13 protein-coding genes and 1 tRNA gene are annotated in these 26,025 nt (G+C 68.6%); 9 read left to right on the top strand and 5 right to left on the bottom strand.

What is annotated here, in order from left to right:
- The first annotated feature begins 93 nt into the window (after positions 1-93).
- The 4 genes from DN824_RS01735 (at position 94) to DN824_RS01750 (ending at position 18,128) form a co-directional block, all read left to right on the top strand.
- Positions 94-1,296, top strand: coding sequence for an MFS transporter (locus DN824_RS01735; protein ID WP_138406669.1), 1,203 nt, complete (start codon positions 94-96; stop codon positions 1,294-1,296).
- Positions 1,297-1,553: 257 nt separating this feature from the next.
- The gene (locus DN824_RS01740) at positions 1,554-2,033 is read left to right on the top strand and encodes a VOC family protein (protein ID WP_138406670.1); all 480 of its coding nucleotides are present in this window, start codon (positions 1,554-1,556) and stop codon (positions 2,031-2,033) included.
- Between the two features lie 344 nt (positions 2,034-2,377).
- Positions 2,378-16,480, top strand: coding sequence for a leukotoxin LktA family filamentous adhesin (locus tag DN824_RS01745; RefSeq protein ID WP_158295363.1), 14,103 nt, complete (start codon positions 2,378-2,380; stop codon positions 16,478-16,480).
- Positions 16,467-18,128 carry a ShlB/FhaC/HecB family hemolysin secretion/activation protein gene (locus DN824_RS01750; RefSeq protein ID WP_138406672.1) on the top strand — a complete coding sequence of 554 codons (1,662 nt, stop codon included), beginning with the start codon at positions 16,467-16,469 and terminating at the stop codon, positions 18,126-18,128. Before DN824_RS01745 ends, DN824_RS01750 begins: the two co-directional genes overlap by 14 nt.
- A 94-nt stretch (positions 18,129-18,222) precedes the next feature.
- Here the strand turns inward: DN824_RS01750 and DN824_RS01755 are convergent, their stop codons facing one another.
- A complete protein-coding gene (locus DN824_RS01755; RefSeq protein ID WP_138406673.1) occupies positions 18,223-18,693 on the bottom strand; it encodes a MarR family winged helix-turn-helix transcriptional regulator in 471 nt (156 codons plus the stop codon).
- Between the two features lie 129 nt (positions 18,694-18,822).
- Here DN824_RS01755 and DN824_RS01760 point away from each other — a divergent pair, with 129 nt between their 5' ends.
- The 4 genes from DN824_RS01760 (at position 18,823) to DN824_RS01775 (ending at position 22,936) form a co-directional block, all read left to right on the top strand.
- A complete protein-coding gene (locus DN824_RS01760; protein ID WP_206666155.1) occupies positions 18,823-19,602 on the top strand; it encodes an alpha/beta fold hydrolase in 780 nt (259 codons plus the stop codon).
- 142 nt (positions 19,603-19,744) lie between these two features.
- Positions 19,745-21,337 carry a GMC family oxidoreductase gene (locus tag DN824_RS01765; RefSeq protein ID WP_138406674.1) on the top strand — a complete coding sequence of 531 codons (1,593 nt, stop codon included), beginning with the start codon at positions 19,745-19,747 and terminating at the stop codon, positions 21,335-21,337.
- Positions 21,338-21,427: 90 nt separating this feature from the next.
- On the top strand, positions 21,428-22,525 hold the full coding sequence (locus DN824_RS01770; protein WP_138406675.1) for an FAD-dependent monooxygenase: 1,098 nt from the start codon (positions 21,428-21,430) through the stop codon (positions 22,523-22,525).
- Positions 22,526-22,540: 15 nt separating this feature from the next.
- A complete protein-coding gene (locus DN824_RS01775; RefSeq protein WP_138406676.1) occupies positions 22,541-22,936 on the top strand; it encodes a hypothetical protein in 396 nt (131 codons plus the stop codon).
- 49 nt (positions 22,937-22,985) lie between these two features.
- On the opposite strand, the gene DN824_RS01780 is transcribed toward DN824_RS01775, so the two are convergent.
- Positions 22,986-23,762: an SDR family oxidoreductase gene (locus DN824_RS01780; RefSeq protein ID WP_138406677.1), complete on the bottom strand. Its 777-nt coding sequence runs from the start codon at positions 23,760-23,762 to the stop codon at positions 22,986-22,988.
- Complete coding sequence (locus DN824_RS01785) at positions 23,762-24,088, bottom strand: nuclear transport factor 2 family protein (protein ID WP_138406678.1); 327 nt, start codon at positions 24,086-24,088, stop codon at positions 23,762-23,764. The genes DN824_RS01780 and DN824_RS01785 overlap by 1 nt, the downstream gene beginning before the upstream one ends.
- A 90-nt stretch (positions 24,089-24,178) precedes the next feature.
- Between DN824_RS01785 and DN824_RS01790 the strand changes: the two genes are divergently transcribed.
- Complete coding sequence (locus DN824_RS01790; RefSeq protein WP_138406679.1) at positions 24,179-24,511, top strand: winged helix-turn-helix transcriptional regulator; 333 nt, start codon at positions 24,179-24,181, stop codon at positions 24,509-24,511.
- 98 nt (positions 24,512-24,609) lie between these two features.
- Here the strand turns inward: DN824_RS01790 and DN824_RS01795 are convergent.
- Both DN824_RS01795 and DN824_RS01800 read right to left on the bottom strand, forming a co-directional pair.
- Positions 24,610-24,685 (bottom strand) — tRNA-Thr (locus DN824_RS01795).
- 94 nt (positions 24,686-24,779) lie between these two features.
- Complete coding sequence (locus DN824_RS01800; protein WP_138406680.1) at positions 24,780-25,982, bottom strand: methyltransferase; 1,203 nt, start codon at positions 25,980-25,982, stop codon at positions 24,780-24,782.
- Positions 25,983-26,025 lie beyond the last annotated feature (43 nt).

Genomic DNA, 26,025 nt, shown 5'->3' on the forward strand with positions numbered 1-26,025 from the left:
TGGCGCGAATCCAGCCGTGCGGTGCGGCGGCCGCGTTCCCGCGTACCGGCTAGAATCGATGCTCCGCTTGCAAGATAACCAGAAGGAAACGCCATGAGTTCCCATTGGCGCACCAGCGTCTGGCTGATGCTGGGTGCTTCGCTCATCCTCTTCCTGTCACTGGGCATCCGCCACGGCTTCGGCCTGTTTCTCTCTCCGATGAGCCTGCAGTTCGGATGGGGACGCGAGGTGTTCGCGTTTGCCCTGGCATTGCAGAACCTGGCCTGGGGCGTCGCTCAGCCCTTCGCCGGGGCGGTTGCCGATCGGTTCGGCGCGCGCATGACCCTGATCGCCGGTGGCCTGCTGTACGTCGCGGGCCTGATTCTGATGGGGCTGTCGGACTCGCCGCTCTCGCTTGCCGTGAGTGCCGGCTTGCTGATCGGCATCGGGCTGTCCGGCACCTCGTTCTCGGTGGTCCTGGGCGTCGTCGGCCGTGCGGTGCCCGCCGAGAAGCGCAGCATGGCCATGGGGCTCGCGGCGGCTGCGGGCTCGCTCGGCCAGTTCGCCATGCTTCCGGGATCGCTCGGCCTGATCCAGTGGCTTGGCTGGTCCGCCGCTCTCATCGCGCTGGGCATGCTGGCCGCGCTGATCGTGCCCCTGGCCTTCGTCATCAAGGACAAGCCACCCGTCTCGCAGGGGCTGGAGCAGAGCCTCGTGGAAGCGCTCCGGGAAGCCTGTGGCCAGCCGGGCTTCTGGCTGCTGTCACTGGGCTTTTTCGTCTGCGGGTTCCAGGTGGTCTTCATCGGGGTGCATCTGCCCGCTTACCTGGTCGACCAGCGGCTGCCGGTCATCGTCGGTACCACGGTGCTGGCCCTGGTCGGGCTGTTCAACGTGTTCGGAACCTACATCGCCGGCTGGCTGGGCGCTACCCGTTCCAAACCCAGGCTGTTGAGCCTTCTCTACCTGGCGCGGGCGGTGGTCATCGTCCTGTTCATCAGCACGCCCCTGAGCATTTGGAGCGCCTACGCCTTCGGCATCGCCATGGGGCTGCTGTGGCTCTCCACCGTGCCGCTGACCAATGGCACCGTCGCGACAATGTTCGGGGTGCGCAACCTTTCCATGCTGGGCGGCATCGTCTTCCTGTTCCACCAGATCGGTTCGTTCCTGGGAGGCTGGCTGGGGGGCTACGTGTTCGATCGGACCGGCAGCTATGACCTGGTCTGGTACATCGCGATCAGCCTCAGCTTCATAGCCGCCGCGCTCAATTGGCCCATACATGAGCGCCCCGTCGCACGATTGCAGCGGGCGCTGGCATGAGCTGGCGAATGCTTCGCAACGTCCTGCTGGCGGCCGTCGCCATGGTCGTGCTTGGCGCCATTCTCTGGGCCTGGCGGCAAGGGGGCCTGGCGTACCTGCTGATGAACACGCTCCATTGCTAGGAGGCCTGGCCGCCAGTGGGTCCGACCGCAAGGGTGTGATCGTCGTCGCCAGCGGCCCTCCCGTTACCTGCGGGCGGCGCCAGCGCCGGTTCCGGGCTAGTCTGCTCGGGTCAGCCCTCTGTCGGGAGATGCGAGATGACCCCCAGGAACAGGATCTGCCTCTGGTACGACGGCGCGGCGCTGGAGGCCGCGACCTTCTATGCCCGCACCTTCGAGGACAGCGCGGTAGGCGCGGTCCAGCATGCGCCGGGCGATTATCCGGCGGGCCAGGAGGGCGATGTCCTGACCGTCGAGTTCAGCGTGCTGGGCATCCCCTGCCTCGGGCTGAACGGAGGCCCGGTCTTCACCCATAACGAAGCCTTCTCCTTCCAGGTCGCGACGGACGACCAGGCCGAGACGGATCGCTTGTGGCACGCGATCGTCGACAACGGCGGCCAGGAAAGCGCCTGCGGCTGGTGCAAGGACAAGTGGGGCCTGTCGTGGCAGATCACGCCACGGGCATTGACCGCGGCGCTGAGCCACCCTGACCGGGCGGCGGCCAGACGCGCGTTCGAAGCCATGATGACCATGGGAAGGATCGACATCGTGGCGATCGAGGCGGCGTTGAAGGCCTGAAGAGGCACAGGACGCAAGCGGTGCGGGCCTTTTTTTGTAACCGGGTCACAGATATCGCTTGCCAGGTTCGGGAAAGACGGCTTATATCGCGCGCCGCTCCGTTCTGGAGCTGAAACCGGGCGCCTCCACCGTTCGTCGCCCGGCGCGCAAACACCCTAAAAGAACCCACACCAGGTGCCGATGCAATGCGGAGCCTGGTGCGTTCGACGGCGGCCGTCTGCGTTTCAGCCAGGTTTCGGATCGGCAATGGATGTCCGTGGCGGTTGAGCACTTCGAGTCGTGGCCCATGCCACGAAAGCCTTCAGTCGTCGCTTTTCTTCTTCGTAGTTATTGAGCAGTCCCTCATGAATCATGTCTATCGCACGATCTGGAACCATGCCAAAGGCGTCTGGCAGGTAGTCGGAGAGCACACCACGCGCCAGGGCAAGACCAAATCGGCGAAGTCTGCGAAAGCGGCCCGTAGCGCCGGCATCGTGGCGATAGGCGCGCTGCTCGGCAGCCCCGCGCTGTACGCGCAGGGCATCGTGACGGACGGGCGGACGGCCACCAGCGTGACGCAGACCGGCAACGTCACGGACGTCCACACCTCGACGATCAGGAACGGCAACGGCTTCAACTCCTTCTCCCGCTTCGACGTGGACAAGGGCGACGTGGCCAACCTGCACGTGCCCGACTCGGCCAAGGCGCTGATCAACATCGTTCGCGACCAGCGCAGCGAGATCAACGGCATCCTCAACGGTTACCAGAACGGCCAGATCGGCGGCGACATCTACTTCGCCAACCCGCACGGCATGGTCGTGGGCGAATCCGGCGTGATCAACGTCGGCTCGCTGAGCGTGTCGACCCCGGATTCGGCCTTCCTCGAGCGCATGCTCGGTGCCGACGGGCAGATCAACGCCCAGGCGGTGGAGCAGCTCAAGGCCGGCAACGTCCCGCTGTCGGAAAGCGGCCTGGTGTCCATTCGTGGCCAGGTCAACGCCACCGGCGCCATCACCCTCACCGCGCAGGACGTCGGCATCGAGACTGGCGCGCAGCTCACCGCCGGCCGCCAGGCGCTGCCGCGCATCGAGCAGCTGGTGAACATCGGCGACCTGCAGAGCGGTGGCGCGCTGGTCGAGGCCAACGGCGAGATCGTCATCGTCGCCGGCAACGACGTGAAGGTCGGCGGCCAGGTGGTGGCCGATGGTGCCGCCGGGCATGCCGCGGGCGATATCGAGATTCGTGCCGGTCGCAACATCGACCTGGCGCAGACCGCGCGGGTCTCCGCGTCCGGACAGGGCGCCGGCTCCGACGGCGGCTCGGTGGTGATCAAGGCCAAGCAGCAGAGCAGCCTGGCCAAGGGTGGCGTGGTCGCGGCCAATGCCGGCGAAACTGGCGACGGCGGCTTCGTCGAGCTGTCGGCCGACAAGACCGTCACCTGGGGCGGCAGCCTGGAGGCCAGCGCCGGCAAGGGCGGCGCCGCCGGCCACGTGCTGATCGACCCGGAAGAGATCCTGGTCAGCCAGGACCAGCGCCTGGGCGGGACCAACTACACCCTGCAGGCCTCCAAGCGCATCGACCTCGCCGATGGCGTGATGATCTCCACCCGCGATATCGCCAACTACCAGAGCGCCAGCCAGACCGAGCACCGCGACGCGGTGTCCATCGGCGACTCCGGCAGCATCACCCTCGAAGCGCCGACCATCGCGCTGGGCGAGGGCGCCAAGCTCTACGCGCACACCAACACCGATGCGTTCAAGGCCGGCGACATCACCCTCAAGGCCCAGGCCGCCGAAGGAGCCATGCTCACCCCCGGCATCCAGGTCGGCGTGGGCAGCAACAAGGCCGAGATCCTCGTCGGCGCGGACAGCGAGCTTCGCGGCGGCCAGGTCACCCTGATCGCCGAAGCCTCCACCGCGCTGACCGACGCCCTCTCCAGCGATGCGCTGTACAACGGCGTGGACGCCCAGGGGCGCCCCATCGCCAAGGTGCTCTCCGACGATGAGCTGGAAGAGCAGAGCCAGATGCTGGCGGAAGCCGGCGTGACCGACCCCAACGCCGAGGACGACGGCTTCTTCGCCGGCGTGCTCGATAACCTGGCCAGCACCGGCCTGCTGGCCTCGGTACAGGTGCTCAAGGCCGAGGCGCGCGTCGACATCGGCGACCGCGTGACCCTCATCGCCAGCGACGACGTGACCATCGCCGCCCATGCCGCCACCAATGCCCAGGCTGAAGTCGGCGAACTGCCGGTGGGCGCGGTGGTTTCGGTGACCCGCAGCGACGCCCAGCTCAACGTCGGGCAGAACGTGCGCATCGAGTCGCTCGGCGGCAGCGTCGAGCTCAAGAGCCAGTCCGACAGCACGGTGGAAACCAGCGTCGAGGCCGGCGCCCTGGAAGGCCTGCCGGTCACCCTGACGGCCAACGTGTCCCACGTGAAGGGCCGCGCGACCACCACCGTGGGCAACGGCAGCCTGATCAAGGCGGCCTTCGATGCCACGGTGAGCGCCGAGCAGGTGAAGGTGTTCGACGTCAGCGCCAGCGCCGGTGACACCGATGGCTCCATCGGCATCGCGGTGCTGGTGGCGCTGTCCGACCTGCAGGCGCGCAACGATTTCAACGGCACCCTGGAAGCCGGCCGCGACGCCAACCTGACGGCGATGGTCGACACCCAGTCCAACCACCACGAAGCGGCGGTGCTGCTCGGCGACGAGAACAAGATCGTCTCCACCCTCGAGGAAAAGATCGGCGAAGCCGGCGAGGACCCGAAGGAGCTGCTGCAGGGCAAGGTCAGCGACGGCATCAAGGAGCTGATGAAGACCCTGCTTAAAAAAGCCGTGGAGGAAGAGAAGAAGAAGGAAGAGGGCGCCGGCGAGCAGCCCGCACCGACCAAGGGCTTCCTCGACGAGCTCGGCGCCGCCGGCGCCCTGGCCTACGTCAACCACGACAACCAGGCGCTGGTGAACGTCGGTGGCCAGGCCAAGGTCAAGGCCGGGCAGAACGCCAACCTCTCCGCCGAGGTCACCGACCTGCTGGATTCGCAGGTCTCGGCCACCATCTCCGACAGCAAGAACGCCGAGAAGCCGTTCGACTTCAGCACCGAAAGCACCGGCAAGAAGAACGGCGTCGGCGTCGCCATCCTGATCAGCGACCAGGACAACAGCGCCGTGCTGAGCGTGCGCCCGGGCGCCGAGCTCGATGCGCTGGAGGCCCTCGGCCTCAACGCCAAGGCCAGCCTGCCCTGGGTCGACCAGAGCCGCCTGTCGAACCTGATCAAGGCCTTCGACAGCGACAACCTCGGCGACTTCCTGGCCACCATCAACGAAGGCCAGAGCTTCAGCACCTGGGTCAACGCCGCCACCGCCGTGTCCGGCGAAGGCGCGAAGGACGACGGCACCACCCTGAGCGGCATGGTCGACATCAACAACGTCGGGCTGACCGCCAAGGTGGACGTCGCCGATGGCGTGAACGTCAACCAGGACGCGGCCTACCGCGGCCAGGCACAGACCGTCGACGTCTCGGCACGCACCGAGTCGCAGATGATCAACGTCGCCGCCGACCCGATGCTGTTCAACAACGAAGGCGGCAAGAACGGCTTCGGCGCTGGCGTGATCGTCGGCCGCTACACCAATACCGCCGAGGCCACCCTCGGCGCGGTCAACCTGTACGCCAACGCGCTGAACGTCGAGGCGGTCACCGACGTCGACCTGCTCAACTACGCGGTCGGCGGTTCCAAGGGGGGCACCAATGCGCTGAGCGGCTCGGTGGCGGTCTCGACGCTGACCAACCTCACCCGCGCCGGCATCGACGACGGCGCCAACCTGCTGCTGGTGGCCACCCCGGACGTCGGCGGCGACCTGCGCGTCTCCGCCCGTGACGAGACCGACGGCCTGACCATCACCGGTGGCGTGGTGAGCTCCTCCAGCCGCGCCGCCGGCGTGGCCGCCGGGGTGCACGATTTCGACCGCACCACCGAAGCCTGGCTGGGCAGCCGCGACAGCGACAAGGCCCCGGGCCGCACGTCCGCCGACGGCGCGCTGGTGGTCGATGCCGGCAGCGCCGGCCGCCTCGGCAACTACGCGCTGTCGGTCGCCATGACCGCGCCGCCCGCGCCCAGCACTTCGGGCGCGGCGCAATCGCGCGAGGGCACCGGCGCCTTCGGCATCAACGTCTCCGGTTCGGCGGCGGTGAACCTGGTGGACAACCGCGTCTCGGCGCGCGTGGCCGACGATCTCGACGTCGCGGCCGACAGCGTCACCGTCAGCGCCCGCGACGACAGCGCCCAGCACGCCATCGCCGGCGGCGCTTCGGTGTCGCGCAACACCGGCAACGGCGTCGGCCTGGCCGGCGCCTACACCCAGAACACCATCAATGCCGAGGTGGAGGCCGAACTGGCCGCCAACGGCAGCGTCGACGCACGGCGCGTCGAGGTCACGGCCAGGAACGACGCCGATGCCCTGTCGATTTCCGCCGGCGTGTCCGCCAGCGCCTCGGCCTCCAGCTATCAGGTGGCCGGCTCGGTGAGCGTCAACGCCATCGACGCCACCACCCGTGCGCGCCTGGCCGACGGCAACCTCAGCGCCCGCGACGGCGTCACGGTGAGCGCCGACGACAGTTCGACCATCCACGCCGTGGCCGGCGCGGCCAGCTTCGGCGGCAAGGCCGGGGTCGGCGCGGGCCTGTCGATCAACGAGATCGGCGGCGCCACCGAGGCGCTGGTCGAGAACCTGCGCGGCCTGGACACCAACGGCGACCTGCAGGTGAGCGCCCACAGCGAAGCGGACCTGGTCTCCGTCGCCGCGGCCATGGGCTACTCCAACCGGTACGCCTTCGACGGCTCGGTGGCCATCAACCAGGTCGACCACGACACCACCGCCGCCGTGCGCGACAGCCGCAACCTGCTGGTCGGCGGCGCGCTGGCGGTGCAGGCCGGCAACGACAGCAGCATCTGGACCGCCTCCGGCTCGGCCGCCATCGGCAACGACGGCGCGATGGGCGCGGCCTTCGGCTACAACACCGTCAGCGATCGGGTCGCAGCCGAGATCCTGAACAGCCAGGCCGACGCCGGCAGCATCCTGGTCGCCGCCGAGCAGAGCAGCGACATCAATGCGCTGGTCGCCGGCGGCGCCGTGGCCGCGCGTTCCTCCGCGGTGGCCGGTTCCATCGCCATCAACACCATCGACAACCAGGCCAGCGCCCGGGTGATCGACGCCGACCTCGACAGCGCCGGCACCCTGCGGGTGGATGCCCGCGACCATTCGCTGATCCGCAGCCTGACCGGTGCCCTGGCATTCGGCGGCAACGGCGCCGGCGTCGGCATCGCCGGTTCCTACAACGACATTTCCGGCCTGGTCCATGCCGCGGCCCTGGGCGGCAACCTGAAGGCCGGCGATCTGCTGCGCGTCAGCGCGCTGCGCGACCAGCAGCTGCAGTCCCTGGCCGCCGGCGTCGGTGCGGGCAACGCCACCGGCGTCGCCGGTTCGGTCGCGGTGAACAGGGTCGGCGGCGCCACCCTCGCCGAGATCGCTCAGGGCGCGGTGCTCGACAGCGACGGCAGCCTGCTGCTCGCCGCGCGCTCGGACAGCGACATCGAAACCGTCGCCGGCGCCCTGGGCGTCGGCCTGTCCAGCGTCGGCCTGTCCGGCGCGGTGGCGGTGAACCAGCTCGAAGGCAGCACCGCCGCGCGGGTCACCGGCGGCGCCAACCTGCACGCCAAGGGCCTCGGCAGCGGCGTCGCGGTGGACAACGGCGCGCTGAGCGGCAACACCGGCAGCGACCTGCGCGACCGCACCCTGACCCAGAACGTAAGCGGCATCGCGGTGATCGCCAGCAGCACCGACGAGGTGGACACCGTGGCCGCCAGCGTCGGCGTCGGTGGCAACACCGGCGTGGCCGGTGCCGTCACCACCAACCTGGTGGGCGGCAGCACCCTGGCCGAGGTCAGCGGCGGCGCCCGCCTGAGCAGCGAGGGCGCGGCCCAGGTCGGCGCCTACCACCACACCCGCGTCACCACCGGCAACGGTGCCGGCGCGGGTGGCGGCACCGCCGGCGTCGGCGCTTCCGTGACCACCAACATTCTCGACCACGACACCCAGGCCCTGGTCAACGGCGCGAGCATCGCCGCCGCCGGCGCACTGGGCCTGAACGCGCGCGCGACCCACGACCTCAACGCCGTGGTGGTGGGCGCCGCCATCGGCGGCACCGCCGGCGTCAACGGCTCGGTGGCCGTCACCACCCTCGATGGCAGCGTGCGCAGCAAGGTCACCGACGGCGTGCTGACCAGCACCGGTGGCGGCGTGCAGATCGCCGCCGATGCCGACAACGACCTCGACATCGTCGCCGGCGGCATCGCCGGTGGTGGCGTGGCCGGCGTGGGCGCCACGGTGATCGTCAGCACCCTGCAGCAGAGCACCGAGGCCTCTACCGCCGGTGCCACGCGCATCGACGCCAGCGGGCTGACCGCGATCGACGCCAGCGCCTCGCAGGACGTGACCACCGTCGGCTTCACCGGAGCCGGCGGCGGTACCGCCGGCGTCGCCGGTACCGTCAACGTGCTGGTCGCCAACGGCAGCACCCTCGCGGCCGTGGGCGCCGGCAGCCGGATCAACGAAAACCTCGGCGGCGCGCAGCAGGACGTGCGCCTGCACGCCTCCGACGCGCTGAGCACCACCAGCGTGCTGGGTACCGCGGGTGTCGGCGGCGTCGCCGGCGTCGGCGCGGGTGCCGACGTGCAGGTGGTGCGCAGCGGCGCGGTGGCCAGCGTGGGCGACGGCGCCTACGTCGGCGCCGACCGCGACATCCTCATCGCCGCCGAGAACCGTCGCGACATCGACTCCGTGTCGGTGGCCGCCGCCGGTGGCGGCTACGTCGGCGCCGGTGCCGGCGTGTCGGTGGTCAGTGTCGCCGCGGGGGCCTCGGCCGAGGCGACCAAGAGCCTCGACAGCAGCCTGGCCAGCGCGCAGGCCGCCGCCCGCAACTCCGGCCTCAAGGGCCAGATGGGCACCCAGTTCTCCCGTGCCGGCGAACTGCAGGGCGAGATCAACGCCCGCCAGCAGGCCGTCAGCCCGAACGACACCTTTCTCTCCGCGCCGGACGCGACCCGCTATTCGGCGGCGGCGCGGGTCGGCAACGCGGTCATCGACGCCGGCCGCAACGTGCAGGTCAGCGCCAGCAACCGTACCGATGCCCTCAGCGAGGCGGCCGGCGTGGCCGCTGGCCTGGCCGGCGCCGGTGGCGGCGTGTCGGTGATCAACGTCGGCGACCGCAGCCTGGCCGAGCTGGGCGGCACCCTGCTGGCCGGCGGCAACGTCTCGATCAGCGCCGACGACGGCCAGAACGGCGTCACCCAGGCCCATGCGCAGGCCGGTGGCGGCGGGGCGCTGGGCCTCGGCGCCGCGGTCGCGGTCAGCCAGAAGTCCAGTCAGGTCACCGCGCGGCTGCTCGACGGTGCTTCGGTCACCGCCGGCGGCACCCTCGAGGTCGCGGCCAATCTCGACCATGCGCTCAAGGCGCAGACGGTCGGCACCAGCCTCGGCGGGCTGGCGATCGGCGCCTCCATCGCCACCGCCAGCACCACCGGACAGGCCGAGGCCCTGATGGGCCGGAACGTGCAGGTGCGTGCCGGCAACATCGCCGTCGACGCCAATGCCCGTTCCAGCAACAACGTGGACGCCGTCGGCGTCAGCGGCGGCATCCTGCTGGCCGGCAACGCGGTGGTCGCCACCGCGGTGGACGACACCCGGGCCCGCGCCTGGGTCGGCGACGGCAGCCTGCTGCTGGCGCAGAACGCCATCGGCATCCGCGCCAGCACCGACCCGATGGCCCGCGCCTTCGCCATCGGCGCGGCGGTGGGCAAGGCCGCCATCGGCGCCAGCGTCGCGGTGGCCGCGGTGAACAACCAGGTGCAGGCCGGTGCCGGTGCGGTGAACCTCGCCGGTGCTTCGCTGGAAGTGGACGCCAGCGCCGAGCGCAGCCGCGCGCAGAGCGCCGAGGCCCGCGCCATCGGCGCCGCCGGCGGTGCGCTGCTGGGCGTTAACGCCACCGTGGCCAGCGCCGACCTCGACACCCTGGTGCAGGCCGAGCTCGGCCAGGGCACCCGACTGGCGATCGGCGGCGACGCCAGTGTCAGGGCCAGCGACGCCACCCGGATCAAGACCGACGCCACCGGCCTGGCCGTGGGCGGTGCCCTGGCCATCGGCGCCAACGTCGGCAACGCCGACATCAACGCCAGCCAGCTGGTGCGCTTCGGCGCCACCGGCCTGGTGGGCGGCACCCTCGACCTCTCGGCGACCGGCAGCAACGGCATCGCCGGCGAGGCGGTGGCAGGCAGCGGCGGCGTGATCGCCGGCAGTGCCTCGGTCCTGAATCTCGACGCCCGCAGTGCCACCACCGTGGACGTGCTGGGCAGCACCGACGTGCTCAGCGGCCGTACCACCGTGCTCGCCGAGCACCGCCTCGACTATTCGGCCGACAGCAACTCGCTGCAGGCGGCGATGGTCGGCGCCTCGGGCACCTTCATCGACCTCGACCTGGCGGCCGATACCCGCGTGCTGATCCGCGACGGCGCCAGCCTGGCGGCGGTCGAGGGGCTGGACGTCGAGGCGCACAGCATCACCCAGGGCAGCGCGCTGGCCTATTCCGGCTCCGGCGGCGTGCTCAACGGCAGTGCCGTGCTGGTCGATAACAGCATCCGCGACGACAGCCGCATCCTGGTCGGCAACGGCGTGAACCTGGCCACCGTCGGCAGCCCGCTGGTGACCGACAAGGGCCACCTGCGGATGACCGCGCACAACACCCTGCGCGCCTCCGACACCGGCCGGCTGTCCGCCGGCGGCGCCATCGCCGCGCCCTACGCGGGCACCGAGATGGACGTCGACGTGACCAACCAGGTGGTGTTCGGCAACGACGTCTCGCTCAGCAGCAGCGGCCTGCTGCAGGTCGGCGCCTACAGCGATACCCGGGCCACCACCCAGGCCCGCGTGGACGTCTACGGCCTGGTCGGCGCCGGCGGCGGTTCGTCGAAGATCGACCTGGTCGCCAACCAGCTGGTGCGCTTCGGCGCCAACGCCGACCTGCTCGCCTACGGCAACATCGGCCTGCGCGCCGGGCAGAGCGCCGACGGCAACCTGAGCAACGACATCCGTGCCGTGGCCAACACCCTGGTGATGAACAACACGCTGATCCCGGTGACCGCGGTGCTCGACGCCGACGCCATCGCCAGCACCACCAACGACCTGCTGTTCGGCAGCAACAACCGGGTCCGCTCGGTGCGCAGCATCGACCTGGTCGCCACCAACGGCAGCGTCACCGCCGACGGCGGCGGCGTGGGCAAGAACCCGTACCTGTCGCTGTTCTCCAGCGAGCAGACCACCCGCTCCAGCCGGATCGACCGCTCGGCCACGCTGAACCTGGCCAATACCCACCTGGTCGCCGGCGTCTCCAACCGCCAGGAACTCTACTGGGACGGCACCACGCTGCGTACCGTCTCGGCCCTGGGCGACATCGGCGCGCAGTACAAGGCCGCCGGCAGCACCGACGCGTTCCGCCCGCTGGCCGAGATCGACGCCACCCTGGCCGCGCTGAACCAGCAGCGCGCCACGCTGAACCCGGCGTCGGCCGATTACGCCCGCCTCGGCGAGCAGATCGACCTGTACACCCAGATGCGCGCCAGCACCGCCCAGGCCCTGGGCGCCGGCGCCAACGGCAGCACCAGCGTGGATACCCTGGTGATCAGCGACATCGTCGCCGGCGCCGGCGACATCAACGTCAACGCCGAGCGCATCCAGCAGTCCGGCGCCAGGCTGGCCGCCTATGGCGCGCCGACGGTGATCATCCACAACAGTTCGGACGACTACCTGGTCACCAACGGCATCCTGGTGTCGGCCGCCGGCAGCGGCAGAATCCTCTCCAGTGGTGCGGCCAAGGTGGCCAACAGCGGCGCCAGCCTGACCGAGGTCGGCCGTTCGCAGTCGGACTACTACGATGCCAACCAGCGCCCGGACGTGCCCTCGATCGTCATCGAGAACAGCTACGACACCAGCCTGCCGGGTAACACCGGCAAGGCGCCGGGCATCCTGGTGCTGGGCGACATCGAGAACCTCAAGGGCAGCACCTCGCTGAGCAACGTCTCGGGCAACGTCTCGCAGTTCGCCACCATCGAGAGCTACCAGCTGAGCATGAACGTGCCCAATGGCGACCTGTTCGTGAACCTGCCGGGACGCAACTGGAGCCTGGCCTCGGTGCAGGCCGAATGGGCGAACGTCATCGACGGCCTGAGCCCCTCGTCCCTCAGCGGTCGCAGCGTGCCCAACTCGATTGCCGAGTTCGCCGCCAACGTGGTCTACAACGCCAACGGGCAGTACGACCGCTTCGGCCTGAACGACTACCTGATCCGCCAGTACGGCCGGGGCAACGGACATGACCAGCACATCATCGTCGGCAACGCGATCGACCAGTATTGGGAAACGTCCGACGATTACACGGCCAACCGGGCGTTCCTGAACGGGGGCAATTACATCTACACGGCCAACGTGTCGGCCAACGACCATGACTTCTGGTCGGGCAAGACCGGTGCCCGTCAGTGGTCCTATACCGCGCTCAACGCCTACAACACCGCCAACAGTGCGGCGCTGTCCCAGGCCGATACCTCCGGTTCGGCCCGGAGCGCGCTGCGTGTCGGCGGCGCCCTGGCGATCAACGCCCGCAACATCAACGTCAACGCCGGCATCGAAGTGGGCAGCCGGACCGACTGGTCGCTGGATCTGGGCAGCGCCACTGCCGCGGAAATCGCCGGGATCGGCGCCACCAGCGGCCTCGTACGTCTGAACAACCTGAATGCCATCGCCGACGGCAACGGTCTGGACGACGTGCCGCAGGTCTACTGGGACGTCGACAACCAGCGCATCCAGGTGCAGCGCATCAAGGCCTCCGGCGGCGGCTCGGTGTCGCTGACCGGCAACATCATCAACACCAACACCCTGGGCAACATCACCGTCAACTCCGGTTACGGCGACGTCCAGATCAACAACAGCACCGGCCATGGCATGCAGCTGTCGGACATCGACCTGGGCAACGGTGGGCAGAGCGTGGTGCGCATCACCGACACCCTCAAGTCGTGGGGCGACGGTCGCGCGCAGACCTGGTGGTACGTCAACCAGGCCGGCCAGGACAGCGTCTCGGTGTACAACGACGCCAACGGCGCCACCGGCCTGGCCAGCGCCGGCCTGAGCAGCGTCATCGGTCGCGAGTTCAGCTACAACCCGCAGACCGGCGCACGCTACGAGTGGACCCACGACTACCACATCACCCGTGATTACGCCGGTGCCACCACCGTGCGCGGCGACGGTCCCGTCGAGCCCGGTCCCTGGACCTCGGAAATCGCCACCGCGGACGGCAACGCCTACCGGGTGAGCGACGGCACCGTGGTGGTCCGTGCGCCGACCGGCAACGGCCAGGCCTTCATGCAGTGGGCCGATGCCGACATCGACTACACCACGGTCTATTCGAACGGTGCGATCAGCAATGGCTGGGGCGGTTTCGACAACAGCACCCAGTTCAACCTGGCCACCGACATCAAGCTGACCGTCACCAACAGCGTCAAGGCCGACCACGCCATCCCGATCCGCTTCGTCGGCAACAGCGAGTCGCGCCTGAAGGTCGATTCGAACGCCGACGTGCTGATCGGCGGCGACATCCGCAACGATGTCGGCACCAGCCGCTTCGACGTCAATGGCGGCGCATTGCTGCAGGCCGGCGGCTCGCTGCAGGGCCTGGACCTGCAGCTCAACGCCACGTCCGGCATCGGCAGTGCCGACCAGGCGCTGAACATCATCGACTCGCGCGTGACGGGAGCCTCGGTGAGCGCCAGCAGCCAGGGCGACATCTTCCTGGCCAGCAGCGGCGACTTCTACGCCAAGGCGATCCAGGCCTCGGGCGACGTCACCGTCAGGGCCAAGGGTGGCATCTACCAGCACGCCGATGCGGCGGGTGCGTCGATCTCCGGCGACGTGCTCAACCTGCACTCGGGCTCCGGCAGCTCGATCGGCGGCGTGAACGCGCCGCTGATCACCCAGAGCAACGAGATCAACGCCTCGGCGCCCGGCAACGTCACCCTGACCCAGGCGGTCGGCAACATGAACGTCGGCTACATCGAGTCGACCCTGGGCAGCGTCGAACTGAACACCCCCGGCGGCCAGATTCTCGGCGCGGCACCGAAGGCGGAAGACTACGACGCCCAGCTGCAGGACAAGATCGCCACCTGGCAGGACATGGGCGTCACCGACGCCAACCATGCCGACAGCACCATCAACGGCTACGAGAACCTGGTGGAGCGCTACTACGGCGACTACTGGACCATCCGCGAGCTGGCCAACAACCCCGACGGCAGCTTCAGCCTCACCGCCACCGGGATGGACCGCTTCCGCGATCAGGTGGCCGCCAGCCTGGGCCGCGCGCCGACCAATGCGGAAGTCAACGCCGCGGTCAAGGCGCGCTACCTGGAGGCCAGGGCCTTCCTGGTCAGCGCCCCGGGCGTCGACCAGGGCCTGCTGACCACCTACAGCGACGGCTTCCAGTACAGCCTGGATACCGGCTCGGAGCAGTACGCGCAGATGACCCATGGCGCGGTCTGGGACAAGAGCATGCTCGGCACGGTGATCAACGCCGGCGCCGCAGCGGGCGAACGGCCGTCCACCGGCGCGCTGGCCAACGTCTCGGCCACCCAGGGCGCGATCCGCCTGAACAACGACCCGAACCAGGCGCTGCCGGAGTCGGAGATGCTGGTGTTCACCCTGCAGGCCAACGGCACCTTCCAGCCGACGGTGACCCAGCTGTCCTCGTCGGAGGGCAACAGCTACTCGGCGAGCCAGCTGCTGGCCTTCCTGTCCCAGGCCAAGCCGGGGACCATGGAGGCCCAGCAGGTCGACGGCAACACTGTGCGCATCACGCTCAAGCCGCGCTACGACCTGGCGGTGGAGGCGGCGGAGCCGGTGGTCATCAACGCCAAGGGCGACTACCACGTGGGCACCTCGAAGGACGTGATCCTCAAGGACATCACCGTGGGCGGCACCCTGTACGTCTATGCCGGGCGCGACGTGATCAACCAGACCGCCGCTGGCGTGGCCGGTGCGGTCACCGGCGGGCTGTACATCGACGCCGGTCGCAACATCGGCTCGCCGGACAACCCGATCCAGGTCACCAACGACGGCACCAACCCGGTGACCGTGTACCGCCTGGTGGCACCGGGCACCGCCAACGTGGTGGTGATCAACGGCGACGTGGTGATCGGCAAGATCGACGTCCAGGGCGAGACCAACCTGGTGGCCAACGCCGGCAACTTCCACTCGCTGGGCGACCACGCCACCTTCGACGGTGGCCTGGTCAACCTGCGTGCGGTGGACGGCGACGACAAGACCTCCGGTTACATCGGCACCGACGCCAACCCGTTCAAGGTGGTGCAGAAGCGTGGCGCGCTCGGCCTGTACGGCCTCGGCGCCAACGTGGTGGCCATGCAGAACGACCTGGTGATGGCGGGCAGCGTGCTCGACGGCCGTGTCGGCCTGACGTCCGCGCAGGGCGTCATCCGCATGGACAGCCCCAGTGCGGTGATCCGCACCACCGACGAGGCGCTGGGCCAGGTGAATCTGGTCGCCGCCACCGGCATCGGCGAAACCGAGGGCGCGGTCCGCCTGGACACCGGTCGCTTCAACGCGCAGACGCCGGTCGGCGACGTGCGCCTGCACCTGCACCGCGAAGCCAGCGCCGAGCGCGTGCACGCGCTGACCGGCTCGGCCTACCTCGTCGGCGACGGTGACGGCGTGCTCGCCAGCACCGACCTGGACCTGGCCGACGTGCGGGTGGCGAAGGACCTGGACCTGCGTGCGCAGACCCTGCGCGCCAAGGTCACCCAGACCCTGCAGGACACCCCGCTGCGTGTCTGGGCCACCGACCAGGGCGGCGCGGTCGCCGACCGGGTCGAGCTGCAGGTCGCCGCCGCGCCGCACGTGCGCGTCGAGCGACTCGCCGCGCGCCTGGCGGACGTCCGCACCGACGCCCATCGCGCCAACGTGGTGAGCGGCCACATCGGCGAGGAAATGAACCTGACCACCCGCCACGTCAGTGCGCTGATGGACAACACCACGCCGGCCCTGCGTTACGGCCACGACTTCCAGTACTACATCCCGAAGAAGGACTTCAGCCTGGATCTCGAGGCCCGCGGCGCCACCGGCTCGCGCGCGCCGATGTGGTTCGACGTGTCGCGCGGCGTGTTCACCCGCAACATGGTCACCAGCGGCCACGCGACCTTCGACCTGGCCCGTCCGCAGTTCAGCCAGGACTACCGGTCCACCGGCAGGAATGGCCTGCTGCAGGCCTTCGCGGCCGCCTACCCGGTCATCCCTGCGCTGCAGCTGCCGGGCACCCTTTCCAACGCGGCCATCGCCGTGAACACCGAGATCGATGATGAAACTCTGTAAGCGTCTCAACGCCGGCGACCTGCGGGTCGCCAGCGCCTGTCTCCCGCTGCTGCTGGGCGCGGCCGCATTGCCGTCCGTATCTCTGGCCCAGGCGGTTCCACCGGGCGCGCAGCCCGGTGCGATCAGCTCCGAGCTGCTGCGCCAGCCGCAGCGCATCGAGCGCATGGAAGCCCTGCCGCAGGGCGAGGCGCCGGTGCTGGACGTGCCGCTGGTGGGCGACCAGCAGCTGCCGGACAACCCCGGCGTGGCCTTCACCCTCGAATCGGTGGTGTTCAGCGAGACGGCCATCCTCTCGCGCGAAGAGCTCGATGCCGTGGTGCAGCCCTACCTGGCGCGCACCGTCGGCTTCGCCGAGCTGCAGCAGGTCATCGTCGCGGTCAACCGGCTCTATGACGACAAGGGCTACGTCACCGCCCGGGCGATCCTGCCGCCGCAGCGCATCGAAGGCGGTCGCGTGCGGGTGCAGCTGGTCGAGGGACGCGTCGGCGAGCTGGTGCTCGAAGGCGCCACCTACATGAAGCCCGAGTACATCCGCCAGCGGGTGGGCATCGAGTCCGGCGAGCTGATCGAACCGCGCCGCCTGGAAGAGGAACTGTCGCGCTTCAACCGCCTGAGCGCCGGCGCGCTGTCCGCCTCGCTGCAGCCGGGCAAGGGCTATGGCCTCACCGATGTCTACCTCAACGTCACCGAGCCGCCGCGCAACAGCCTCGACCTGTTCGTCAACAACCACGGCTACGAATCCACCGGCGAGGAAACCGGCGGGGTCATGTACCGCCACTATGGCGCGCTGGGTGCCGACGACGTGTTCTCCTTCTTCGGCGCCGGCTCGCGGGGCTCGGGCGTCGGCAGCCTGTCCTACGACGCGCCCTTCAACGCCTATGGCGGACGCATCGGCGCGCGCCTGGGCAAGAGTTCGGCGCGGGTCGTTTACGGCCCGTTCCGCGATCTCGATTCCAGGAGCGATTCGGAAAACGGCTCGGTGTTCCTCAGTCATCCGCTGTGGAGCAACCGCGACTGGCTGCTCACGGGTCAGCTGACCGTCGGCGAGCAGCGTACCGAGAACCGCGTGGCCGGCGTGTTCCTCAACGAAACCCGGGTCAAGTCGACCCAGGGCGACCTGACCGCGCTGTATCTGGTGCCCGGCCGCTCGGCACGCCTCGGCCTGGGGTACCAGGAAGCCCGCAGCGAGCTGGAGGGTACCCCGGAGCGCGAAACCTTCGACCTCTGGTCCGGCTACTGGCAGCTCTACCAGGCGCTCGGCGCCGACTGGTACCTGAACGGCGCCGGCGCCTGGCAGTACTCGCGCAAGGAAGGCGTGCCGTCCAGCCAGCTGTTCCAGATCGGCGGTGCTTCGACCGTGCGCGGCTACCGCCAGGGCGAACTGGCCGGCGACGGCGGCGCCTACGCCAACTTCCAGGCCAACTATCGCGTCACCCAGGCGCTCACCGGCTTCGGTTTCTACGACTTCGGCAAGATCGACTCCTCGTTCCGCCAGCCCGAAACCCTCGACAGCGTCGGGGCCGGGTTCAACTGGCAAGTGAACCGCCGCCTCGCCACCGAGGTGTCGATGGGCGTTCCGCTCAGAAACGTCCGCAATGACCAGGACGACGTCTACCTGAACGTCCAGCTGGTACTCAAGGCGCTCTGAGCCGATCCCGTAGATACCGGATGCCGGCGATCGGCAACCGACGAGCAGAAACGAAAGGCCCACCACCCGGTGGGCCTTTTTCATGGTGCGATGCTCAGAGCGGCGGGTTCCAGCCGTCCATTCCGGAATAGATGGCATCGCGAAGCTGCCTGATGTGCCTGTTCAGCTCCGCCAGTTCCGTCGGCGACTGGCCGGAGGCCTGCAGCAGCGAATCCCCCAGGCAGCCCGCATCGGACTGGAGCGCGCGACCCTGCTCGGTCAGGGCAACGACGACCTGGCGCTCGTTTTGCGGGTTTCGGGTGCGGCGCACCAGGCCTGCGGCTTCCAGCCGCTTCAGCAGCGGCGTGAGGGTGCTCGATTCGAGCGCCAGCTTCTCCGCGATCCCGCTAACCGTCTGCTCGTCCTCTCGCCACAGGACGTTGAGCACGAGGTACTGCGGATAGGTCAGGCCCATCTCGTCGAGCAAGGGTTTGTAGATGCGCTGGATCGCAATGCTCGCCGAATAGATGGCGTAGCACAGCTGGTCGCCCATGGCGGGAGCAGGGTTGGCTTTCTTGCGGGTCATGAGGTGCTCGTCGGGAACTGCCGGTAACTGATATTGCGATAAATGTTATCGCTTGACAATCGATGAGCCCTGTCGCAGCTTATGGTTATCGCGATAACTGTTATCGCGAAACATGGCGAGAGGACCAGAATGATGAAGATAAAAAAACTGTTGTGCGTAATCGCGACTATCGTAATCAGCTCGGCCGGCTTCGCGCATTCGGCCGAGCGGATTCCCGACGCTCAGGCCGTCAGAAACGTGGTGCTGGTGCATGGCGCTTTCGCTGACGGCTCGGGGTGGCGCGGCGTGTACGACGAGCTGACCGGGCGCGGATACCGGGTCACGATCGTCCAGAACCCACTCACCTCGCTTGCCGACGATGTCGCCGCGACGAAACGGATTCTCGATCGCCAGGACGGGCCAACGCTGCTGGTCGGCCATTCCTACGGCGGCACGGTGATCACCGAGGCCGGCGTGGACCCGAAGGTTGCCGGGCTGGTTTACGTCTCGGCCCTGGCGCCGGACGTCGGGGAATCGACGGGCTCGCAGTTCAAGGACATACCGGCTCCGCCGGAATTCATCATCGAGACTCAGGAAGATGGCTTCGGATTCATCGATCTCGAGCAGTTTCGGGTCGGCTTCGCGGGTGACACCAGCGAGGCGGACGCCGCCTTCCTGCGCGACTCGCAGGTCCCGATCAACATGGCGATCTTCGACACCCCGGTCACCCGGGCCGCCTGGAAGAGCAAGCCGAGCTGGGCGGTCGTCGCCACGCAGGACAAGGCGATCGACCCGGCATTGTTGCGTCATACCGCCAAACGCATCGGCGCCCAGGTCGAGGAGGTGGACGCGAGCCACGTGCCGTTCCTCACCCAGCCCAAGGCGGTCGCCGATGCCGTCGATCGTGCCGCGCGGGGCGCCTCCCGCTGACGGACCGCCGTCGAGCCCGCGCCGGCGGGGCAGGGCGGCCAGCCGTGGGCCGCCCGTCCCTGGCCGGCGATGGACCCCCTGAAAAAGGCGAATGACCTGGGCGAAGCCAGGTTCCAGATACTCTCTTTGAGGACGACATTCCATGGGTAGCGATTCCGTCAATCCGCATCGGCCATTGAAGGCCGATGCGGCCGATCTCGATTCACGTTATGACTTCATCGTCTGCGGAGCGGGCTCCGCTGGATGCGTGGTCGCGGCGCGGCTGGCCGAGCGACCCGAAGTCCGGGTCCTGCTGATAGAGGCGGGCGGCGATGGCGTCTGCCCGGCGACGACAGAGCCCGGCAGCTGGCCGTTGAACCTCGGCACCGAGCGCGACTGGGCTTTCGAAAGCGAGCCGGGGCCACACCTGAACGGCCGCCGTCTGCCCCTGAACATGGGCAAGGGGCTGGGCGGCGGCTCGAGCATCAACGTCATGGTCTGGGCGCGAGGCCATGAGTCCGACTGGGAGTATTTCGCTTCGCAATCGGGCGATCCTGCCTGGGGCTACGCGTCGGTACTCGGCTACTACCGGCGAATCGAAGACTGGCAGGGCGCCGCTGACCCGCAGCGTCGCGGCTCGGGCGGGCCCGTGCACGTGGCGCCTCCCGTTGCGCCGCAGCCACTGGCCCAGGTCACGGTCGAGGCCGCCGGCCTGCTGGGCATTCCGCGGTTCGACAGCTCCAACGGGGCGATGATGGAGGGGCCGGGCGGTGCCGCGATCGCCGACCTGAGCATTCGCGACGGCAAGCGGCAGTCGATGTATCAGGCCTACATTCTCCAGCGTCCGCATCGGCCGAACCTGAAGGTACTGCCCCATGCGCTCGTTTCCCGCCTGCGGCTGCAAGGCCGCAAGGTGACCGGCGTCGAGGTGCTGGTGGACGGAGCGCCCAGGACGATCGAGGCGCGCAGCGAGGTGATCCTGTGCCTGGGGGCGATCAACACGCCCAAGGTGCTCATGCAATCGGGCATCGGCCCGGAGGAGGAACTCGGGGCGCACGGCATCGACGTGGTACAGCACCTGCCGGGCGTCGGCCGGAATCATCAGGACCATGTGGCCTTCGGCTGTACCTGGGAGTACCTGCAGCCGCAGGAAGTCGGCGGCGGCGGATGCGAAGCCAAGCTGTACTGGAAAAGCGATTCGCGCCTCGACGCTCCGGATCTTCTGCACTTCCAGCTCGAGTTCGCCGTGCCGTCCCCGGCCGAGGTCGGCATCGCCGCTCCCGAACACGGCTGGACCATGTTTGCCGGCCTGGCCCGCCCCAGGAGCCGGGGACGTCTGCGCCTGTCAGGGGCCGGCCCGCTGGACAGGATGCTCATCGAATCGAACGCGCTGAGCGAGCCGGAGGACATGGCGGCCGCACTGTCGACCGTCGAGTTGTGCCGCGAGCTGGGCAACCACCCGGCATTCGGGCGGCTGGTGAAGCGGGAGGTCGTGCCCGGCCAGCGGGACCGTCGCGCCATGGAGCAGTTCGTTCGTGACTCGGCGGTCACCTATTGGCACCAGTCCTGCACAGCGAAGATGGGGCGGGACGCCGACTCGGTCGTCGATCATCGGCTGCGGGTGTACGGCATCGACAACCTGCGCATCGCCGATGCTTCGATCATGCCGCGGATCACGATCGGCAACACCATGGCGCCCTGCGTGGTCATCGGCGAGCGCGCCGCCGACATGATCCGCGCCGACCATGGGCTCTAGGCGCGTTGCCGAGCGGCCTGCCACGCGTGAAGCGGTCTCTTTGGGTCAATAACCGACGATGAAAGGATGCGGACGATGAGGATATTGGTGGTGGGCGGCGGCATCGCCGGCTTTTCCATGGCCCGGGCGCTCGAGCTCAAGGGCTATCGACCCGAGCTGGTCGAGCGCCGTCCCGATGAACTCTCGGGCGGCACCGGGCTTTATCTGCCGGGCAACGTTGCCCGGGCGCTGGGTCAGCTCGGCCTGCACGAGGCGGTTCGCGAGGCGGCTGTCGTGATCGCCTCGCAGCGCATACTGGACAGCCGTGGCCGGCCGTTGACCCTCACCCGGACGCAGGATGTCTGGGCGTCTTGTGGTCCATGCCTTTCGCTTCCGCGCGCGGCCTTGCATGCCCTTCTGCGCGACTCGCTGAGCAGCACGAGCGTTCGCTTCGGCGTCTCGCTGGAAGGACTGACGCCGTCGGGCCAGGGGTGCGAGGTGGCGTTTTCCGACGGCACGACGGCCAGCTACGACCTGGTCATCGGCGCGGACGGCATCGATTCGACCGTGCGTGGACTGATGGTCCCGGGCGTGCAGCCCGCCTATGTCGGGAACGTCTGCTGGCGCCTGATGGCGCGCAACACCACGGGCATCGAAGGCTGGACGGCCATGCTGGGCGCTGGACGCACCCTGCTGGCGATTCCCGTGAGCGCGGAGCAGGTCTACCTGTATGCCGACCTGGCGATAGCGGAGGCCGATATCCAGGAATCGCTCGCCCACACCTCCCTGGCGGGGCTGTTCGAGGGTTTCGCGGCGCCGCTGTTTCCGCTGATTGCCGATGTGCCACCGGACACGCCGGTCCATTTCGGCAGGATCAGGCAGGTGGTGCTGGACGACTGGACCCGCGGCCGCGTCGTGCTCATCGGCGACGCCGCGCACGCTTCCTCGCCCAGCATGGCCGAGGGCGCCGGGATGGCGATCGAGGATGCGCTGGTGCTGGCCGAGGTCCTCGCGGCGTCCGGCAGTCCCGACGCCGCGCTTGCCGCCTACACGGCCAGACGCCGCCCGCGGGTCGACTGGGTGCAGCGACAATGCGTGGCGCGGGACAGGATGCGCACCCTGCCCACGCCGGCGCGCAATGGCGTCCTCAGGTTGCTCGGCAACAGGCTGTACAGGCGGAGCTATACGCCTTTGCTTGCGCCTGTGTGAACAGAGGCGCGAACGATGCTGAAGCAATTCATCGTTGTGGTTATGGGCCTGGTGCTCGCCGCCGGGGCGGTGGTTGCCACCGCAGCCTATCTGGCGACGCCGACAGTGGTGGTGAAGAACCAGGCGAGCGTCGAAGTCGACGTCACGGCGCGATGGAACCGGGCAAGCAAAGCGCTGGGCGTTATCCCGCCGGGCGCCAGCCGGACGTTCAAAACGGGCGGCGAGGCGGCGATGAGCTTCGACGTCGGTTATCCCGCTGGGCAGCGCATCGCCACCGAGAGGGCGTATTTCACGACGGCAACGATCGTGACCGCTCTGGTCACGGACGCCTCCGTCAAGGTCTCCACCCGGCTGCGGGGTGGCGATGCGGTTATGCAGGTGGTGGCCGCCCGGCCCGAGGCGGCCGAATGAGCCTTCCCCTGCGGCGCCGGCCGATCGGGCATCAGCGGTCGGTTCGACCTCAGACCGTCGGGACCGTGCCGCCATCGATGGTGATGTCCGTTCCACTGATCGCCGCTGCTCTGGGTGATGCCAGGAAGGCGATCAGGTCGGCCACTTCCTCTGGCCTGGCCGGCCTCCCCAAGGGGATACCGCCGAGCGCGTCCATGATGATCCGTTTGCCACCCTCGTAGTCGGTGCCGCTTTGCTCGGCCAGGCGTTCGGCCAGAGCCACGGCCGACTCGGTCTCGACCCAGCCGGGGGACACCCGCAGCACCCGAACGCCCTTGGGCGTCACTTCCTTGGACAGGCTCTTGCTGTAGGCGCTCAGGGCTGCCTTGGCGGCCGCATAGGCGGTCGTCGATTCAGGCAGAGGCATTCGTGCCTGGATGGAGGCCACGTGAATCACCACGCCGGCTCCCCGGGCCACCATGTCCGGAACCAGCGCCCGATCCAGGCGCACCGCCGGGAAGAGATTCAGGGCTAATTCCCGCTCCCATTCCTCGTCGGACAAGGCGGCAAAGCCACCGCCTGGTGCGGATGAGCCTCCCAGTACGTGAGCGACGATGTCGACGCCGCCGAGGCGCTGCACCCTGTCCACCACGTCCGCGCAGCCGTCGGCGCTGGTCAGGTCGGTTTCGATGAAGGTGGCACCGATTACCGATGTCGACGCGTGCCTGGCAACGGCCAGGACCTGCGCGCCTTGCTCGACGAAGCGCTGCATCACGGCCGCACCGATTCCACGGCTGGCACCGGTCACCAGCACGCGTTTGCCGGCAAGCTCCAGGTTCATGCTCATCAGTCGATCTCCAGGCGATCGATCCGATCGCCGTTCAGGTGGAAGACGTAGCGCAACCGTGCCGGGGAGCCCGGAAAGGTGCCGGATACACGGGCCATCACGGTGACCTTGCCGTCCTGTTCCCGCTGTTCCAACGGCTCGGCCTGGAAGCGATAGAGGCGCCGCGCTTCGTCCAGCCATGCGCTGATGGCGTCGTGGCCGACGTGGGTACGTCGCTCGTCGACAACGACCGCATCGGTGGAAAAGCACGGGTGCAACGGTGGCTGTGCTGGTCCGTTACTGAGGGCGAAGAAGGTTGCGATTGGCGAAGGCAGCGGCTCGGTCATGTCAGATTCACCTTGTCAGGGGGTGGCTTTACAGTGTCGCCATCCACTAACCTATCGACAAGAACGCACCTAAAAGTAAGTAACTACCCCATGACCATCTACACGCCGGACACGGCCGCAAGCGGTGTCGAAAACATCCTGAAGCTACTGGAGGGTCGGTGGAAACTGATCATCCTGTTCCACCTGTTCGACGGCAAGGTGCAACGCTTCTCCGACCTGGAAAGGCTGATTCCCGGCATTTCCCAGAAGATGCTGGCGCAACAACTGCGCCAGCTGGAAGCCGACGGCATCGTCTCGCGCACCGTCTACCCCCAAGTCCCGCCGAAAGTCGAGTACCGCCTGACGGCCTGGGGACAGGCGCTGTGCCCGGCGCTGGACGCCCTGTTGAAATGGGCCGAGCAGCGCGACGCGTTGCTCGGCTGACGCGCCATGCGGCGGGTACCGAGCATCGACAATCCTCTAGACCCAAAAGCCCGGAAACGAAAAAGGCCCACCTTGCGGTGAGCCTTTTCGTGAATTCGTGGTGCCGGCACCAGGAGTCGAACCCGGGACCTACTGATTACAAGTCAGTTGCTCTACCAGCTGAGCTATACCGGCATGAAGGGTCGCCATTATATCCATTGCACGGGGCTAGTAAACCGTTGATTGCTGGGGATTTGCTGGCTTTCTTCGCAACGCGTCGAATCGGTGTTCAGGGGCGCTCGGCGAGCAGTAGCAGATTGCGAGGGGTCAGGCTGGTCGGGCAGAAGGTGCCGAGGCGCACGCGGTAGCCGCTTTCTTCGAGACGCAGCGCGCGGTCGAGCAGCAGCCAGAGTTCGAGCGGACGGCGGAACAGGTTGCGGACCGTTTCGAGGTTGCGCACCTGGGCCAGGCGCTGCCAACCGGCGTCTTCCAGTGCGTTCCAGTCCTGTTCGTCGACGTTGCCCAGGTTCTTGAGCGAGGCGAGGTCGCGGCAGTATTGGGCGAAGGGCTTGCGCAGCCAGGCGCTGGGGAGCGACGGCGTCGGCAGGTAGCTGTCGGTGCCACGCAGCCGGCGTTGCAGCAGGTCGAAGCCGAGGCGCCAGGCCATCGACTGGTCGCGTTGGCGTCGCTCGCGGGCGCCGGCCGTGACGGTTTCGCTGAGCGGCAGGCCGAGATCGTCGCGGCTCAGGGTCAGCGCAGACCGGCGAGCGGCCTGGGACAACGGCTGGTAGCGATCGCCTTCGATGCGGTTGTAGCAGCAGGGGGCGATGGCCAGCTGGCGGCAGCCGCGGCTCATGGCGAGCTCCATCAGCCTGACGTGCAGGTCGCCGCAGGCGTGCAGGGCGATGGGGGTGTGGCCTGGCTCGAGGCAGGTGGCTGCGTTCTCGGCCATCACGTCCTGCTGGCGATGGCTGGCCGCGATGTTCAGGCGGCGACTCAGTCGCTCGCCTTCGGCGACCAGCGCCGCGTCCCATTCCAGGCAGGTCAGGGGCATGTCGGGATAGGCCACCAGGCGGCCCAGGTGGCCTTTGCCGGCGCACCAGTCGAGCCAGTGCCGTGGCGGTTCGGTGAACCCGAGGCGCCCGGCGAAGGCCTGTATCTGTTCCCATTTGCGGCCGGGCACGTCTACCGACTGGCGTGGCGCGCCTGTCGTTCGCGTGCTCGCGGGCAGTTCGTCGAGCCGTGAAAGCTCGGCGGCGCGGGTGGCGAGTTGGCCGAGGTTCGGCGGCGCGTCACCGGGCAGGCCCTGCAGGGCGATCCGTTCGGCATCGTCCAGCGAGCGGGCGCGTAGCCAGGCCGACCAGTCCGGGTGGTCGGCTTCCCACGGCAGGCGGAGGCAGGTGAAGGGGCGCGGGCGCCAAAGTGCCTGATGGGCGAGCAGGAAGGCGTCCAGCTCGCCGAACCGCGCCAATGTCCCGGTTGACGGCGCCACGTTGTTCAGCGGCGCCCGACGACACCCCGCCGCGGCAAGCGCA

Origin of the sequence: Stutzerimonas nosocomialis, assembly GCF_005876855.1 — a bacterium.
Classification (GTDB): domain Bacteria; phylum Pseudomonadota; class Gammaproteobacteria; order Pseudomonadales; family Pseudomonadaceae; genus Stutzerimonas; species Stutzerimonas nosocomialis.